15 protein-coding genes and 1 pseudogene are annotated in these 15,476 nt (G+C 59.1%); 5 read left to right on the top strand and 11 right to left on the bottom strand.

The annotated features are described in order from the left end of the window. Window positions 1-107: 107 nt before the first annotated feature. A complete protein-coding gene (locus BZL41_RS00345; protein WP_095597454.1) occupies window positions 108-1,754 on the bottom strand; it encodes a trehalose-6-phosphate synthase in 1,647 nt (548 codons plus the stop codon). A gap of 1,215 nt (window positions 1,755-2,969) precedes the next feature. On the opposite strand from BZL41_RS00345, the gene BZL41_RS00355 reads away from it, so the two are divergent. The 3 genes from BZL41_RS00355 to BZL41_RS00365 all read left to right on the top strand — a co-directional run bounded on the left by BZL41_RS00355 (window position 2,970) and on the right by BZL41_RS00365 (window position 4,665). Next, window positions 2,970-3,737: a 3-hydroxybutyrate dehydrogenase gene (locus BZL41_RS00355; RefSeq protein WP_095597456.1), complete on the top strand. Its 768-nt coding sequence runs from the start codon at window positions 2,970-2,972 to the stop codon at window positions 3,735-3,737. A gap of 190 nt (window positions 3,738-3,927) precedes the next feature. Then, window positions 3,928-4,215, top strand: coding sequence for a YciI family protein (locus BZL41_RS00360; protein WP_095597457.1), 288 nt, complete (start codon window positions 3,928-3,930; stop codon window positions 4,213-4,215). Between the two features lie 72 nt (window positions 4,216-4,287). Then, window positions 4,288-4,665: a hypothetical protein gene (locus BZL41_RS00365; protein ID WP_095597458.1), complete on the top strand. Its 378-nt coding sequence runs from the start codon at window positions 4,288-4,290 to the stop codon at window positions 4,663-4,665. A 707-nt stretch (window positions 4,666-5,372) separates the two neighbouring features. Here the strand turns inward: BZL41_RS00365 and BZL41_RS00370 are convergent. After that, window positions 5,373-6,392: a tetratricopeptide repeat protein gene (locus BZL41_RS00370; protein WP_095597459.1), complete on the bottom strand. Its 1,020-nt coding sequence runs from the start codon at window positions 6,390-6,392 to the stop codon at window positions 5,373-5,375. Window positions 6,393-6,737: 345 nt separating this feature from the next. Here BZL41_RS00370 and BZL41_RS00375 point away from each other — a divergent pair, with 345 nt between their 5' ends. Continuing rightward, on the top strand, window positions 6,738-8,249 hold the full coding sequence (locus BZL41_RS00375) for an NAD(P)/FAD-dependent oxidoreductase (RefSeq protein WP_095597460.1): 1,512 nt from the start codon (window positions 6,738-6,740) through the stop codon (window positions 8,247-8,249). Here BZL41_RS00375 and BZL41_RS00380 read toward each other — a convergent pair. From BZL41_RS00380 to BZL41_RS00415, 8 genes are all read right to left on the bottom strand, one after another. Next, window positions 8,235-8,969: a carbon-nitrogen hydrolase family protein gene (locus BZL41_RS00380; protein WP_095597461.1), complete on the bottom strand. Its 735-nt coding sequence runs from the start codon at window positions 8,967-8,969 to the stop codon at window positions 8,235-8,237. The two genes, BZL41_RS00375 and BZL41_RS00380, sit on opposite strands and share 15 nt — an antisense overlap. A gap of 210 nt (window positions 8,970-9,179) precedes the next feature. Then, window positions 9,180-9,920, bottom strand: a complete 741-nt coding sequence (locus tag BZL41_RS00385; RefSeq protein ID WP_095597462.1) for a zeta toxin family protein — start codon at window positions 9,918-9,920, stop codon at window positions 9,180-9,182. A 9-nt stretch (window positions 9,921-9,929) separates the two neighbouring features. After that, window positions 9,930-10,187 carry a hypothetical protein gene (locus BZL41_RS00390; protein ID WP_095597463.1) on the bottom strand — a complete coding sequence of 86 codons (258 nt, stop codon included), beginning with the start codon at window positions 10,185-10,187 and terminating at the stop codon, window positions 9,930-9,932. Between the two features lie 105 nt (window positions 10,188-10,292). Then, the gene (locus BZL41_RS00395) at window positions 10,293-10,997 is read right to left on the bottom strand and encodes a glutathione S-transferase N-terminal domain-containing protein (protein WP_095597464.1); all 705 of its coding nucleotides are present in this window, start codon (window positions 10,995-10,997) and stop codon (window positions 10,293-10,295) included. Window positions 10,998-11,236: 239 nt separating this feature from the next. Continuing rightward, window positions 11,237-11,746 carry a hypothetical protein gene (locus BZL41_RS00400; protein WP_095597465.1) on the bottom strand — a complete coding sequence of 170 codons (510 nt, stop codon included), beginning with the start codon at window positions 11,744-11,746 and terminating at the stop codon, window positions 11,237-11,239. Then, window positions 11,733-12,380: a hypothetical protein gene (locus tag BZL41_RS00405; protein WP_095597466.1), complete on the bottom strand. Its 648-nt coding sequence runs from the start codon at window positions 12,378-12,380 to the stop codon at window positions 11,733-11,735. Before BZL41_RS00405 ends, BZL41_RS00400 begins: the two co-directional genes overlap by 14 nt. Before the next feature lie 392 nt (window positions 12,381-12,772). Continuing rightward, window positions 12,773-13,225, bottom strand: a complete 453-nt coding sequence (locus tag BZL41_RS00410; RefSeq protein ID WP_095597467.1) for a hypothetical protein — start codon at window positions 13,223-13,225, stop codon at window positions 12,773-12,775. 36 nt (window positions 13,226-13,261) lie between these two features. Beyond that, complete coding sequence (locus BZL41_RS00415) at window positions 13,262-13,792, bottom strand: MarR family winged helix-turn-helix transcriptional regulator (RefSeq protein WP_095597468.1); 531 nt, start codon at window positions 13,790-13,792, stop codon at window positions 13,262-13,264. Between the two features lie 89 nt (window positions 13,793-13,881). On the opposite strand from BZL41_RS00415, the gene BZL41_RS00420 reads away from it, so the two are divergent. Next, on the top strand, window positions 13,882-15,081 hold the full coding sequence (locus BZL41_RS00420; RefSeq protein WP_095597469.1) for an MFS transporter: 1,200 nt from the start codon (window positions 13,882-13,884) through the stop codon (window positions 15,079-15,081). Between the two features lie 13 nt (window positions 15,082-15,094). Here BZL41_RS00420 and BZL41_RS00425 read toward each other — a convergent pair. Beyond that, window positions 15,095-15,385: pseudogene (locus BZL41_RS00425) on the bottom strand (cupin domain-containing protein); the annotation flags it as partial. Window positions 15,386-15,476 lie beyond the last annotated feature (91 nt).

The following is a 15,476-nucleotide window of genomic DNA, read 5'->3' on the forward strand; positions in this document are numbered from 1 at the left end:
CCATTCGCGAGCAAGCTCGCTCCTACAACAACAGCGTCGGCCGCCATGTGGGAGCGAGTTCATTCGCGATCAATGAATACCGAAGCGCGTCGCGGAAATCCGGCAGGCTATTGTTCAGGCGTAGCAGAATCCCTCATTGAGTACAGCGTTTTCAGATAGCTATTGCGCCAATGGGGCAAATCTTCCTGCTCGACGTTGCGCATGAGCGGGACGTATCGACTCTTGCGCTCTTCGATTGGCATCTCCAATGCCTGCTCGTAGGCTGCGGCCAACGCGGCTCGATTATTGGAAGGAAACAGGAGCGCCTGGTGGAGTTGGGCCGCGGCTCCGGCGCCTTTTGAAATAATAGGCACACCCGGGTTCTCCGGGTTCTGTGCGGCGATATATTCCTTGGCGACAAGGTTCATTCCATCGGCCACTGAACTCACGATGCCAACGCGGCTCATCGAGTACAACTTGGGCAACGCATTGCGGTTGACCGACTCGTTGATGTACATCACGGGCTCCCAATCCTCATTGCCAAACTGGTTGTTTATCTCTTTGACCAGTCTGTCGGTTTTCTCTATCAGCGCCTGATAGGCCTGGATGTCCCCTCTGGAGGGCGCGGCGATCTGGACCAATGTCACCTTCCCGTGGAGATCGGGTCGGTTGCTCAGCAGGCTGCCGAATGCTTCCAAACGCACCGGAACCCCCTTGGTGTAGTCGAGTCGCTCGGCTCCGATCAGCAATGTGCGTGATTTTTGGGCTTCTTTTTCAACTTTCCCCAAAATCCATTCAGAGTCTGGGCCTGGCTTGAGTGATCTGAAGCTCAATAGATCGATGCCAATCGGGAAGTCTTGGACCTTCACTTTTCGGTCAGTTGCGTCGATATGACCGCCGTCGACCATTTTGCCAAAGCCCTGGGTTTCGATATGTTTGCAAAAGTTATTTATATCTTTTGGTACTTGCATGCCAATAAGATCGAAGGCAAGCATCGCCTCCGTCAGCGCTCGCTGGTGCGGAATTTTTTCGAACAGCTCGGGGGAGGGAAATGGCGTATGGTTGAAAAATCCAATCTGTTGCTTGCAGCCCTGCTCACGCAGTTCCTTGGCCAGTGGGGCGAGGTGGAAATCATGTATCCATAGAACGTCATCCTCCTTCAGCATGGGAGCCAGTTTCGCTGCAAATAGTTTGTTGACCTGCATGTAGGTCTCAAAATATTCAGGCTTGAATTCGGCCAGCTCCGGGCTGTCATGCATCGTAGGCCAAAGCACGGAGTTGAAATATCCCGAGTAGTAATTTTCCTGTTGGTGTTTATTGAGATCGATTCCGGCCAGCGTGGTTTTCCCATAGGGTTGCATGTGAACCCCCTCCCGGATGGGCGCCTCCTTTTTATTCCCACTCCAACCGAACCACAGGCCATTGGCCTCTTTCATGGTTTCCCCCAACGCCACGGCAAGGCCGCCCGCCGCTGGTTTTTTGGGATCTATCATTCGGTTGGATACGACGACCAGTCGTTCAGGAAGTTTTGCTGTTTCTTCTGAGATTGCAGTTTTCAGAAGTTTCAAGCTTTGCGCGTCAATATGTTTTTCAGGGTTTTCTGTAATGCTCTGTAAGTAGTCTTGTGCCTGTTTCTTGTCGATGAACATTTCGCGGGCGACATGCGTGCGCGCTTCATCGAGCGTTTTAAAAGATAAATTTTGGGGCGTGGAGCAGGTTTGCGCCTCTACTTCGTGGATAGACGCTTTGGGGAGTATGGGCGTTATGCTTGGCATGGTAGTCCTTTCCAGAAAAACAAAAGATAAATCATCCGCCGCACAGTGTGTGCGGGGTGGGTAAGTGGTGAAATGTTCGCTTTGGTTCTGGCGCTATGGCGAAAAATTAATTCTTTTCGCCGTATCTTTTGCATTGTGTGGTGGCTAGGGGTGGTTAAAGTGATTGCATTGATATGGCAATGCATCAGGGAATACGAGAGCTGTATTCGAAGGGGAGCGGAAGTGGCTCGCAGTGTTGTTCTTTTTTGGCGAATACTTCAAAAAATATGAAATCTGAAATTTGGGTTGATGAGGATATGACGGAACTTCATCATCGGGTCACGGTTTTCGTGAGCGAGCTCCTTCGATGGGTATGGTGCCCTCGATAAATACCCTCAGACGGGGCCAATGGACGTGCAGTCTCGATTTCTGGACATCCAATCTCCCGGGCGCGGCCGGGCGCGCCTATTACGGCTACTACACCGTCGGCGGCAACGATTACCTGGGCAGTCTCTCCGGGGCGAGCACCTGGGTGAAGCAAACCGCAAGCGGCTACTTCGAGGCCGGACAATGCACTGACTGACAGTCATTGCCCAGTACGTTCCGTTCGACCGGGAGCGGCCTGGCCCGTGTGGCATGGCCACTCCCACAACCCTGTACAGCAAATAGCAGCATGGCCTGAATGTGCGCTGAACGGCGCGTCCAGAAAACTGGACAAGCGCAGCATCCGGCAGTCGCCCGACTGAACATGTCCAGATTCCCGGACACCTCTCTTTCACCGCCACACCCGGCCGACGTCCTGGGTTGGGCGGCGCAAAACCGCATAGTTCCTGGCCTGCTGCCGATCCGTGGTCTTTTCGTAGCGAAGTCGGCCGAGCTGGCATGCCTTTCGCTCTTAGGAAAGCTAGTGCGTGTCGGACTCGACGTCGGAAGTCGACGTGCCCCAGAGCGCACGAGAAAACAACAACAAAAGGAATCGCTCCCATGGCTCCCCCAGGTATTCCGCTGCCTTCCGCATCACTCATCGTGCAACCGAAACGGCTGGAGGCGCGACGGTTCCACGTCGCGAGCCCGAGGCTGCGCGAAGCCCTGTAAGTCTGAGCGCGGGTCCTCTCCTGGGACTCGAACTTTTCCAGGTTCACCCCATCCACGGCGCTGCCCTGGCAGGCGCTGCCAGGACGGACGTGGGCAAAAAAGCCGTAGCGACAATGTGGATGCCCGATAAGGAGGCCCCTTATGCTCAGTGGAAAAACCGCCCTGGTCACCGGCTCGACCAGCGGCATCGGCCTGGGAATTGCCGAGGTACTTGCCCGCAGCGGCGCCAACGTCATCCTCAATGGCTTCGGCGATTGGCAGGCGGCGGCCGACCCGCTTTCCAGCTTCGGCGGCCGGGTCGGCTATCACGCTGCCGACCTTGGCGACCGCGCGCAGATCGAGGATTTGTTCGACTACGCCCGCCGCGATTTCGGTCGTGTCGACATTCTGGTCAACAACGCCGGGATACAACACGTCTCGCCCGTGGAAAGTTTCCCCATGGAGCGCTGGGACGCGGTGATCGCGCTCAACCTCACGGCGGTCTTTCACTGCACGCAACTGGCCTTGCCCGGCATGCGTGAGCAGAACTGGGGGCGCATTATCAACGTCGCCTCGGTGCATGGCAGCGTCGGCTCAGTCGGCAAGGCAGCCTACGTCGCAGCCAAGCACGGTGTGCTCGGGCTGACCAAGGTGGTGGCGCTGGAAGCCGCCTTGAGCGGCGTGACCTGCAATGCCATCTGCCCCGGCTGGGTGCTCACCCCGCTCGTGCAGCAGCAGATCGACGCGCGTGTCGCCGCCGGCGAGTCCCTCGACGGCGCGCGCACGGCACTGCTGGCGGAAAAACAGCCGTCCCAGGCCTTCGTCACTCCGCAGCAACTGGGCGAACTGGCGCTGTTTCTCTGCAGCCCGGCAGCCGAGCAGGTCCGTGGCGCCGCCTGGAACATGGATGGCGGCTGGCTGGCGCAGTGAGGCGGGCGCGTGGATGGATCGTCCCCACGCTCCGCGTGGGAATGCAGCCCGTGACGCTCCGCGTCATTTCCCGGCTAGCCAGCCTGAAACAACCGGGCTATACCTTACGGCCGGTACGCGCCAGCGATACCGCACCGTTGCCCAGACCCACAACGGAATGTACCCCACAGCCATCAGGAGGATAGGCCCGATGTTCGTCGTACTGCTCACGTTCTCAACCCACAAAGACAAGGCCAGCCAGTTCATGGAAGGTCACAACGCCTGGATCAAACGCGGCTTCGACGACGGCGTATTCCTGCTCGTCGGCAGCCTCCAACCCAAGCGCGGCGGCTGCGTCATCGCCCACAACACCTCGCTGCTCGACCTGCAAACCCGCGTCAACGACGATCCCTTCGTGGCCGAACAGGTGGTCGAGGCACAAATCCTCGAAATCAGCGCGGCGAAGGCGGATGAGCGCTTGAAGTTCCTGCTGGACTAAGCTGCGCGGACCGACGGAGCGTTCCCATGCTTTGCGTGGGAACATCTGCGCGGCGCGTGCAAAGAGAATGAAGTGAAAACCATCGCAGAGTTGTACGCCGCAGCCAGGCATCGCTTTCCTGACATCACCATCAAGACGGATCGAGCGCATGCACGGCTGTGGGGAGACGTGAGTCCTGACTTCGCCTATTCCTGGTTCGGGAGCCTGGCCAACGTACTGAACACGGAAATGAACCAGGGAGTGGACTATTCAGCACATTCCTCTTTATTCACGTTCATGGCCGGTTGCTTGAGAGACTGCACGCCGGAAGCGCACAACTGCATCGATGTTTCCTTCGTTGAGAATCTTTTCTGGCAAGTCCCGGGCAATAAGGCTGCGCCCTATTGGACGCAACTGCCGGAACCTCTCAAAGACCTGTATCTCGGATTCCATCGTAGTGCACCTGCCTGACAAGCCCGCAGATTACAGATCGTTCCCACGCTCCGCGTGGGAATGCATCCTGTGACGCTCTGCGTCATGATCTTGCGGTTGAGGGTGGCAGCTATCGGCCGATTCTGTTGAAAAAGTCCCGTCGCAATTTTTACCCATGAAAGAGCGTGAGCGACGTTGAAATCTGGTGCACTCAGAAGACAAAACTGCCTTGGTTTTTACGTAGCAACGCTGGAATCGAGCGTTTTTTGAGCTGCCAATAAGCAGCGCTCTCAGAAACCGACTTTTTCAACAGAATCGGCCATGAGCGGCCAGTCGGCCTGAAGCCCGTAACCCGTTTTTGCGAATAAGTAGGATAGGTCAAGTGAAACGCTACCCATCGCAACTGAGAGTCCCATTACGGTTTACCTCTCGGGGCTTTTTTATGCGAAAAGGACGCTACTGCACGGGGGCACACCATGGCAAGAAGACACGCATCGTTTACTGAGCGCAACTATGAGAGAGCGGAGGACCTATGGTTGGCACTCTCTCCGACCGCCAAACATCCCGCAAAGGCAATCGGTCGGAGTCTGCTTGGCCATCGAAGAAAAACTGGCCCGCGAAGCGCGAAAGTAGCCAGCCTGGTTGGTTGCAGGCTGGCAGTTTTGTACGGCTGCCAGGGGCATGCTCTGATGATTTAGAGAGTCATACGCGCGCGGAAGCCTGCGTGGGGATTTTGTGGGCGTGCCTTAAAGGCCATTGGCTTCTCGGATTTGGGCTTCCGTCATGTGCTCCTCAAGCATCTTGCGATACTCGGCTGCTTCGGGATTGCCCAATTCCTCAGATTTCGTGAAAAACCTGTGAGCTTGGATCGGGTCTTTCTTCAGGCCATGACCAAGCGCATAGAGAGTGCCCATGCCCAGAAACCCGTTAGCATCGTTGTTGCCGCATGCCTTCTTGTACCACTCGATGGCTTTCCCTGTGTCTTGAGGCAGTCCGTTGCTTCCGGAGTAATACATGCTTCCCAGCATGCTCTGAGCCATGCCCTCGCCCTGTTCTGCGGCCTTTTGAATACTCAGAAGCATCATCTGCGTGTCGGCGTACTGCGGATCAACACGCCCCGAGTAGATGTATGCCAATTGGAACGAGGCTTCTGAATAGCCTTGAGCCGAAGCCTTGTCTAGCCAGCGGATGGCTTCTTGCAGATCCTTCGGTGCGTCCTTCCCTTCCATGTAGGCGGTAGCAACCCTGGTTTGCATCTTCGGATCGCCAGCCTCGGCGTCGGCCAAGGCGATCTCAAAAAACTCTTCACCTTGGGTTTTAGCTTTTGTCGATGCCGGAGTAAGGGTGGTGGTTGCATGCTTGTCCGTGGTCCAACCAAGCGAGTACATGCACCCCTGCATGACCTGCTTTCTCTCCTGGCCCGCCCGGATAGCTGCGCCCATGTTCATGCCGTTGGCCATGCCGGCTGAGAATGCATCTCCGGAGCTTGGATAGGCAGTGACATTGCCGGAATAGTACGAGTTTGCCGAGTAACCATCCGAACCGTATGTGCGGGTGTTTCCGGTGATCTGGTAATTCTGTATCCCTGACTGGTAGTGACGTACCTCCGGCATCGGTACAGAACCAGCAGCCACCTGTGTGCAGTAGCCTTCGTCAATGATGCGCTGACGCTCAAGCGCCCCAGCGTCAGTTATGTTTGGGTTGTAGTAACTCGTTGCACAACCAGACAAAAGAAACGATGCAATGACAGAAATTCGTCCTTTCATGGGTTTTTCCTTTTTTATATCCGCTGCCGTGCCGGGCAAGGCTAGCAGCCTCAGATGGCAGGCTCATTCTGCCCTCATGGAGATGCAAAAGCAGTGGATTGTTGAGCTGTAGATATATACGCAGCGACAGGCCAGTCTCGCTGCATGAAAAGCTCGCACCAATCCCCTCACGTACTGGACGCGAGGAAACGCATTTCAGCGAATTTGAAGCGGATGCGTCTCCAGCAGGGGCAAACAATCTCCCATCCAAACGACCAGCAGCACTCCCGCGCCAAATGATCTAGCCTCGCCTGAAGGTCGGGATGCCGTGCATCTCGAAGGTAGAAGCCAAACGGGAGGCGCGCCATGCAGGAGCATTTCGATGTGCTGGTGATCGGTGCCGGGTTGTCGGGCATTGGGATGGCGTGTCAGTTGGCGATGCAGGTGCCGGAAGCGCGGGTTGGGATCATCGAGCGGCGGCAGGCGATTGGCGGGACGTGGGATTTGTTTCGTTATCCGGGGGTGCGGTCGGATTCGGATATGTTCAGCTTCGGCTATTCGTTCCGCCCCTGGAACGAGCTGAAGGTGCTGGCGGATGGGCCGTCGATCCGGCGTTATGTGGTGGAAACGGCGCGGGAGTATGGGGTAGAGGAGAAGATTCGTTTCGGTCTGAAGGCGACGCGGTTTTCCTGGTCCAGCGAGCGGCGCGAGTGGACGGTGACGGCGCTGGAGGAGGCGAGCGGGCAGGAGCGTTCCTTCACCTGCACGCTGCTGATTGCCTGTACCGGCTATTACGACTACGACGCCGGCTATCTGCCGGATTTCCCGGGTGTAGGGCGCTTCCAGGGGCTGCGCATCCACCCGCAGCAATGGCCGGAGGACTTGGATTACAGCGGCAAGCGGGTGGTTGTGATTGGCAGCGGCGCAACGGCGGTGACACTGGTGCCGGCGATGGCGGAGCGGGCCGCCCATGTGACGATGCTGCAGCGCTCGCCGAGCTATGTGTTTTCGGTGCCGGCCTACGACAAGCTGTCGGAGGTGCTTCGGCGGTTCCTGCCGGATCGATTGGTCTATGCCTGGGCGCGGCGGCGCAACATCTTTTTGCAGCGGACGATGTTCAAGGCGGCGAAGCGCTGGCCGGGGTTGGTGCGGCGGCTGTTGCTGGCCGGGGTGCGCAAGCGGTTGGGCGGGGCGGTGGACATGCGGCACTTCACGCCGCCGTACAACCCATGGGACGAGCGCTTGTGTGCCGTGCCGAACGCCGATCTGTTCGAGGTGCTGCGCGAGGGAAAAGCCTCGGTGGTCACCGACCGAATCGAGACCTTCACCGAGCGGGGCATCCGTCTGGCGTCCGGGCGGGAGCTGGAGGCGGATATCGTGATCACCGCCACCGGGTTGCGTTTGCAGGCCTGTGGCGGGGTGACGGTGGATGTGGATGGCGTGGTGCAGCCGATCCACGAGCGGCTGACCTACAAGGGCGTGCTGGTGCAGGACGTGCCCAACTTCGGTTACATCTTCGGCTATACCAATGCCTCCTGGACGCTGAAGGCGGATATCGCCGCGGCCTACCTGTGCCGGCTCTATCGCTACATGCGCGAGACGGGGCGGGCGGTGTTCACCCCGAAGGCACCGGAGGGCGAGGTGCTGGAGGAGAGTGTGATGAGTTCGCTGCGCTCCGGCTATGTCCAGCGTGGGCAGGCGGTGTTGCCCCGGCAGGGGCGGCATCTGCCGTGGCGGGTGCTGCACAGCTACGAGCGGGACCGGGTGATGCTGCTGGAGCAGCCGATCCCGGATGAGGCGCTGGTGTTCTCCGGGGCGTCGCCAGTGCCGGACGCAATCGAGGCAACGCCCACGCCTTCGATTTCACCGCAAGGGTGAGGGGTGGGCGCTCACTGCTTCGCTGAGCGTATCGAACAGGAGGAGGCCTTCTTCATCCCCCAACTGCCCCAGCCGTTCGCCCCGGCTGTTCCAGACGGCCGATTGCCCGGCTGTGACGAAGCCGTCCACGGGGCCGACGCTGTTGGCCAGCAATACCGTCATCCCATGCCGCCGTGCGACCTCGGGGTAGTGCCGATAGCCGTTGCGGACTCCGTTGGCGGACTTGGCCACGCTGGCCAGGTAGATGTTCGCGCCCAGGCGGGCGGCCTGTTCGGCGTGGTCGGGTTGCAGGGACTCGTAGCAGATGGCCGGTGCCAGCACGGTATCGTCAGCGCGGATCAGTACCTGACGGTCGCCGGGGACGAAGTAGGGCAGCTCGTCGCCGTGGAGCTGCTGCTTGGAGTAAATCGCCCGAGGCGTGTTCGGCTGGACGATCAGCATGCTGATGCGGGTGCCTTCCGGCGCCGATGTGGGAAGCCCGGCGCCGATGATGATCCGATGGGCATCGCTGAGATGCTGGAGCTCATCCAGCACCGGGCTGTCCCAGGGCAGCGCCAGCTCCCTGGCCCGGGCGGTTTCGTAGCGGGTCAGCGAGAGTTCCGGGAAGAGGATCAACTCGGCGCCGAGCCGCGTGGCCTGCTCCACGAAGCGGCGGTGCTTGTCGAGATTCTGCCGGAGGTCGCCGGAGACCGAGGCGAGCTGGGCGGCGCAGAGTTTCATGGTGTGGGTTCCTTGCGGTGCGTATCCGAGGGCTGTTGGCTTTCAAGAGCGCGGGTACGTTTTCCTGGCATATGTGCTTGTCCGGGAAAGCGCCCCTCTCCCCAGCCCTTTCCCGTGAACGGGAGAGGGAGCGGGACGTGCGGACATATATGTGTGGAGTAAGTGTCGAGCACATAAAAGCTTGGACTCGCACGCACCATGCTTGGTCGGTCAGGTCAACTTATCGATGACATAGGTTTTGAACCAGGGGGGTTGTATGTCGGATTTGATTTCGAGCATGTCACCCTCGGTGATTTCGGCGATATGTGTGAGCTCTCCTTTACCTTCGTCGGAGTTGTCGAAGATGTAGGCTCGGTTGGAAATCAAAATTGCTTCGGATAACAATTCCAGCGAACGCTTGTAGCGGGCTCTGATTTTATCTGGGGCAACGTCGTGGCCACCTTGGCTGACTCGGTAAGCAACCCGTGCGACGTTGATTTCCGGATCGACTGTGGCGACGTAGTAGACATAAACCCGATAGCCGGCCTTTTTCGCCTTCTTCAAAAGATCGATCTTGTCCCGTGACGACATGACTGTCTCGAAGGTGAAGCTCACGCCTTCCTTGATCAAGGATTGGCGAACGAAGTCCGACAGCGCCGAGGCGACATAGGAGTCCACGGCAGCATTCGGGAAACGAAGCCTGTCGCCTTCGACGGACAGACCATCGATCTTTGCAAGTGACTTAGGGGATTTGGTCAGGACGGGATGCTGACGAAGGAGCGCGATAGCATCGTATTTATGCGCTGCGATGGCATAAGTCGGAAAATCGAAATAGCCCGTTTCCCTGATGGAGCGTTCGATATCGTCAGGGTTGATGTACTTGCCCAGAAGATGGGCAGGAATCAGCCGATTGAAAGTGCTTTTGCCTGAACCGTTGGGGCCTGCAAATATCCGTATCCGCGGCGTGCTCAAGAAAGGGCCTTAGCTGTTTCTTTTTTTGATCGTCAATCGAGTACCGCTTTTCAGGTGGCCATACCCTTCGATAGAGCGCAGGACTTGCCGGCTGTTTCGAGTGACCTCCAGCAGTTGCCCGTCTTGGGCGACCAGAACGGAGGCGCCATTGGCGATTGCCGTCTGATAGGCATTGCTGAATGCCTTGAGTGCGATATCGGGTATACGGGATTCCTGAACACTTATCTGATGCTCAGTCATTTCACGCTTTTCCGTTTTTCTCGACATGAGCGAACTCCGGTTCGGCCGAGTGAGAGAATGAGATGCGTATATCACAGAGGCTGAGAGGAAACCATACAAGGCGAGGCCCGTCCAGCAGACCTCGCTCCATCTTTACCCCCGCTTCGGAATCCCCAACCCCCGCTCCACCGCCGGGCGGGCGAGGAAGGCATCCAGCACGCGGGTGACGTTGCCGAAGAGCTCGATTTCCACCTGTTCGCCGGCTTCGTAGAAGCCGATCAGGTTGCGTATCCAGGGGAAGGTGGCGATGTCGGCGATGGTGTAGGTGTCGCCCATGATCCAGGCGCGGCCTTCCAGGTGCCGGTCGAGCACGTTGAGCAAACGCTTGGATTCGTCGAGGTAGCGTTGCAGCGGGCGTTTGTCTTCGTATTCGCGGCCGGCGAATTTGTGGAAGAAGCCGACCTGGCCGAACATCGGGCCGATGCCGCCCATCTGGAACATCAGCCACTGGATGGTCTGGTAGCGGCAGACGGCATCCTGCGGGATGAGTTGGCCGGTCTTGTCGGCGAGGTAGATCAGGATCGCGCCGGACTCGAACAGCGGCAGCGGGCGGCCGTCCGGGCCGTTGGGGTCGATGATGGCGGGGATCTTGTTGTTCGGGTTGAGGGAGAGGAACTCCGGGGACATTTGGTCGTTGGTGTCGAAGCTGACCAGGTGCGGCTCGTAGGGCAGGCCGGTCTCTTCCAGCATGATGGAGACCTTGACCCCGTTGGGCGTGGGCAGGGAGTAGAGCTGCAGGCGGTCCGGGTGGCTGGCGGGCCATTTGCGGGTGATGGGGAAGACGGACAGGTCGGTCATGCGGGCTCCTTGGGGATGACAGGACGGACAGGGCATTGGACATCCGCAGGGCCGGTCGTGACTCAGGCTGTCCGTCGAGCGGGCGGATGACTGCCGGAAGCGTGCAACTGTCCTCTGTCATGCGTCTTCGATGCAAGCGTTGACTGGAGAGCTCATGCGTCGCCCGACTTTTTCGCAGGCAAAAGAAGAGAATGTGCGCAATAAAGATATTTTCAAGCGCATTTGCTGGGATGGCATAGCTACTCTTGAGCGACCAGCCATGCGCCGTCCTGCCCAGGGACCGTCCACAATGTGCGGCGGCAATAACGCCGCAGCAAGTCGATCACCACATCGGCGCGGTCGACCGGGATTTCCTGGTACAAAGCACCACCGTCTGGCCCCATGGTCAACAGGTGCACGGTGTATACCTTGTCGGGTCTGCTGTAGCTCAGTTCGGCGGCATCAGACCAGAGGTCAAACACGGGGGCGTGGCACAGTGCGATGCCGAACAGGTTTCCCCCAGAGGGGAAGCGCATGGAAGCCAAGTCTGGATCCAGCGCATTGATGACCTGCATGTATTCGGGAAGATTGTTGTGCCACAGCCGCTCTTCCCACATCTCACGGATTTCAGCGTAACCCAGGGTTTTTTCGCCCTCTCCGTAGTACTGGCGTTTCAAATCAAGGCCACGAAAGCGCTGCGCCAGCTCCAATACCGATTCGCCATAGCGGTTGGGTAGACAGGGAAAGTCGAATGTTTCAAAGGCATACATGAAGGTGTCCGTCCCAGCATCCGATTTGGCCAGCGCGGTCAGCAGGCTTTCGCCGGAGCGGGTATAGCCCGCCTTCACCTGCCAGGAAAGATGATCGCGCGCGCATCAGGTCGCCGTCGGACGCACCCGACAGCACGAATTGCAGCAGCGTATCCACGTCATCGAACGCGCGGGTCTTCTTCTCGATCTGGGAGATGACCTTGTGCGGCAGATAAACATCTGTGGAGACGTTTGTGTCCACACTCAGATAGTTTCCGGTCAGGTGTTTTTTGCAGAACTTGCGAAGTTGCACGTAGAACGCGTCGGCCACCCAGCGGCCATCTTGCTTGAATTTGAAGCGGATGACCTGCTCCGCATGTACGAACTCCAGAATGATCGTGCCACCCGCACGTCCCTCGGCACGAGGGCTTTCGGGTGAGAACTCGCCCAGAGTAGCTTGTGCGAATGCCGCCAGAATGCCCACGTAGTCCACCGGCTCGACGATGCAAGCCGGGTCGAACTCGCAGATACGCTCGGGCATCATGTGACGAAAGATCTGGTCCAGGCTGGAATTGTTCCAATCCTTGGGCAGTGGCTGGAAGGCTATTCCTGCTTTTTTGAGGATGGCAGTAATGCTCTGGGCTGTAGTGGTCATGGGGTTCAGGATAAGGTGAATGGCTCTTTGGTCTGTCCCGCTCCCGGCCCGTGCATCATTGGTAGAAGGGCAAAGGCAGGTGGCTGGCCATAGTATCGATAGGATGATTGTGTTTACACCATCCACCCCTACTTCCCGGGTAGTTTCGATATCCAGATGCCAACTAGGAGTCTTCAGGGGGGAGCTGGGGCAAAACAAAAACCCGCCGAAGCGGGTTTTTTCCTGACCATTCCAACCTCCTGTCGGTAAGCCATCCCGGCTATGGTCGATCTTCCTTGATCCTGAATGCGCGTCCTGCGCATCAGAGGATTGACATAGATTACGTATCGGCCGGCTGCGAAAAAATGGTCGATTGCCACCGGCGCGTGTAAGCCTTTTGCTATTCGATGCTGTCACTCGCCCTTGGCGATCGGTTTGGAGCGGCCCAGGAACTTGTAGATGAGATTGCCGAGAAAGGTGAGCTGGGCGGCCCTGGATTGCGCTCCGACAGTGAATTGGACAGCGCCGTGCTCGTCGGTCACATCGCCGGTGGAGCCGAGGATGAACGAGCCCACCAGGCGTTCGGCGCCGGGCACGCATTCGATGCTCTGGACATGGCCACAGAGTGCGCTGTCCAGGGCGCGGGGGGAGAGCACCAGCTTCACTACGCGGTCAAGCACGCTGATGCGGTACTCGTCGCGGTTGGCGTCGTGTTCCCCGGCGAGGCCGGGAATGTCGACGTGGGCGCAGTACTCGCTGAAGGTTGCGCAGAGATGGTGGAAATGCTCGCGGATCGTGCCGTACTCGGCGATCTGCTGGACGAGGTGGGTCAGCGGCTGTGGGGCTTCCTGTTGTGGGGGGCGCATGGGCGGCTCCTTCTAGTTCTTGTTGGCGGGGCAAGCCTAGTCGGTGGCGCCGGGCTGTCCAGTGTCCTCGGAGGGGATGGCGGCCATGCCGAGTATCAGCTTGCGGAGCAGTTGGTCGAGCTGGCGTTGTTCGGCTTCGTCCAGCGTGGCCAATACGCGGCGCTCGTTTTCCACATGTAATTCCATCAATTCATCGATCAGGGTCAACCCGTCCTGGGTCAAGGCCACCAGGGTGCCGCGGCGGTCGGTGGGGTGCTTCTGGCGTTCGATGAAGCCGGCGCGCTCCAGGCGATCGATACGGTTGGTCATGCCCCCCGAGGAAACCATCAGCGCTTCGTACAGTGAGGTTGGGGTCAGCGTGAAAGGGCTGCCTGAGCGCCGCAGGGTAGCCAGGACATCGAACTCACCGGGATGCAGTCCGAAGCGGGCGAACAGTGGGTTGAGGTGATCGCGGGAGAGCAACTGACCCGCTTCCAGCAATCGTCCGAGGACTTGCATGGGAAAAGCGTCCAGATCGGGACGTTCCCGCTGCCATTGGGCGGCGGCCTGTTCTGCTCGGTCAACCATTGCTTCGCCTATTTGTCTTGATGGTAAGATACTTTTTGTCGAGTTATTTTTGCCAAGCGGATTCCCCCTGAGGGGAACGGGAGCTGTCTATGCTATCTGTTCGGCGTGCGGATGGGCTGCTCATCGCCATCATCGTGCTTTTGGGGCTCAATCTTCGGCCGATCCTGGCGGCCATTGGTCCTCTGTTGGACGAGATCCAGCAGGCCACCGGCCTGGGTAACGCCGGAGCGGGGCTGCTCACGACACTGCCGGTCTTCGCCATGGGCCTGTGCGCGCTGGCTGGAGCTCGGCTGCAAGGAACGCTGGGAGAGCGGCGGGGCGTCTGTCTTGGTGTCGGTGTGGTGGCTGCCGCCTGTGCGTTGCGTGGCGTGCTGGAGAGCGGTACCGGGCTGGTGTTCACGGCGGCCTTGGGTGGACTGGGGATCGCATTGGTCCAGGCGCTGCTGCCGAGCTTCATCAAGCGACGCTTTCCCCATCGCATTGGATTGCTGATGGGGCTCTATACCACCGCCATCATGGGCGGCGCGGCGTTGGCGGCCTCCTCGGCATCGCCATTGGCTGCATGGTTCGGCTGGTCACCGCTGTTGGCTCTCTGGGCTGTGCCGGCGTTCATCGCAGCATTGCTCTGGTGGTGGTCGGCAGGTAGCCAGCCCGAGGAAGAGGCGCGAACCGGAGCACGGTTACCACTGCGCTCCCCGCGAGCGTGGCTGCTGATGGTCTTTTTCGGCATCGGCACCGGCGCGTATACCCTTGTGCTGGCCTGGTTACCACCCTTCTTCACGGCGCTTGGCTGGAGCGCGGCTGACAGCGGCCTGCTGCTGGGCGGGTTGACCCTGACGGAGGTACTGGCCGGCCTTCTGGTATCGGCATTCGTCGGCGCCTTTCCGGATCGACGTATTCCCTTGCTGGGTGTCCTCTCGATGCTGCTTACGGGACTCGCCTGTTTGATGCTTGCGCCGGAGAGCCTGGCGATCCCCGCGATGCTGCTGCTGGGGCTGGGTATTGGTGCGCTGTTTCCGCTGTCGTTGATCGTGACCATGGATCATGTCGGCGATCCGAACAGTGCCGGGGCGCTAATGGGGTTTGTGCAGGGCGGCGGCTATATCATCGCCAGCGGCATGCCCCTGCTCGCCGGGTTGATTCGCGAACGCACCGCTGACCTGACCCAGGCCTGGGGTGTGATGGCGATTGGCGTCGTGGTGCTGCTGGCGATGGCGTTGAGGTTGTCGCCCGACATCCGCCTTGAGATGGCGAGTGAAGAGCCGCTGATGAACACCGGGCGTGGCTGAGGGACGCACTAGCTCAAATCCACACGTCGTTCTGCGCCGTGCGCTCGCCGCCTTCCGCGCCGGTATTGAGTACGCCGCGCGGTTCGATCAGCATCAACTGCACTTCGCTCTCAGCGTAGGGTTTGTGCTCCACGCCCTTGGGCACGATGAAGAGTTCGCCCGCCGACAGATGCACGGCGCCGTCGCGGAAGTCGATGCGCAGTTGGCCGTCCAGCACGATGAAGGTTTCGTCGGTGTCGGCGTGGCTGTGCCAGATGAAGTCGCCCTGGATTTTCACCAGCTTGAACTGGTAGTCGTTCATTTGAACTTGGGAAACCACGTCCTTAGGACGTGGTCATGAGTCACCGGCTCTGCCTGTGACGATTTGAGAGGCTCATGTTTAGTCCTCGGTTGAG

The sequence above is a fragment of the Pseudomonas sp. PIC25 genome, from assembly GCF_002286785.1.
Classification (GTDB): domain Bacteria; phylum Pseudomonadota; class Gammaproteobacteria; order Pseudomonadales; family Pseudomonadaceae; genus Pseudomonas_M.

Bases quoted from the DNA above. Each gene is read 5' to 3' on its own strand.
- BZL41_RS00415 (WP_095597468.1), bottom strand. From the start codon at position 13,792: ATGGTTGACCGAGCAGAACAGGCCGCCGCCCAATGGCAGCGGGAACGT.
- BZL41_RS00345 (WP_095597454.1), bottom strand. From the start codon at position 1,754: ATGCCAAGCATAACGCCCATACTCCCCAAAGCGTCTATCCACGAAGTA.
- BZL41_RS00360 (WP_095597457.1), top strand. From the start codon at position 3,928: ATGTTCGTCGTACTGCTCACGTTCTCAACCCACAAAGACAAGGCCAGC.
- BZL41_RS00390 (WP_095597463.1), bottom strand. From the start codon at position 10,187: ATGTCGAGAAAAACGGAAAAGCGTGAAATGACTGAGCATCAGATAAGT.
- BZL41_RS00380 (WP_095597461.1), bottom strand. From the start codon at position 8,969: ATGAAACTCTGCGCCGCCCAGCTCGCCTCGGTCTCCGGCGACCTCCGG.
- BZL41_RS00420 (WP_095597469.1), top strand. From the start codon at position 13,882: ATGCTATCTGTTCGGCGTGCGGATGGGCTGCTCATCGCCATCATCGTG.
- BZL41_RS00375 (WP_095597460.1), top strand. From the start codon at position 6,738: ATGCAGGAGCATTTCGATGTGCTGGTGATCGGTGCCGGGTTGTCGGGC.
- BZL41_RS00370 (WP_095597459.1), bottom strand. From the start codon at position 6,392: ATGAAAGGACGAATTTCTGTCATTGCATCGTTTCTTTTGTCTGGTTGT.
- BZL41_RS00410 (WP_095597467.1), bottom strand. From the start codon at position 13,225: ATGCGCCCCCCACAACAGGAAGCCCCACAGCCGCTGACCCACCTCGTC.
- BZL41_RS00355 (WP_095597456.1), top strand. From the start codon at position 2,970: ATGCTCAGTGGAAAAACCGCCCTGGTCACCGGCTCGACCAGCGGCATC.
- BZL41_RS00400 (WP_095597465.1), bottom strand. From the start codon at position 11,746: ATGTATGCCTTTGAAACATTCGACTTTCCCTGTCTACCCAACCGCTAT.
- BZL41_RS00405 (WP_095597466.1), bottom strand. From the start codon at position 12,380: ATGACCACTACAGCCCAGAGCATTACTGCCATCCTCAAAAAAGCAGGA.
- BZL41_RS00395 (WP_095597464.1), bottom strand. From the start codon at position 10,997: ATGACCGACCTGTCCGTCTTCCCCATCACCCGCAAATGGCCCGCCAGC.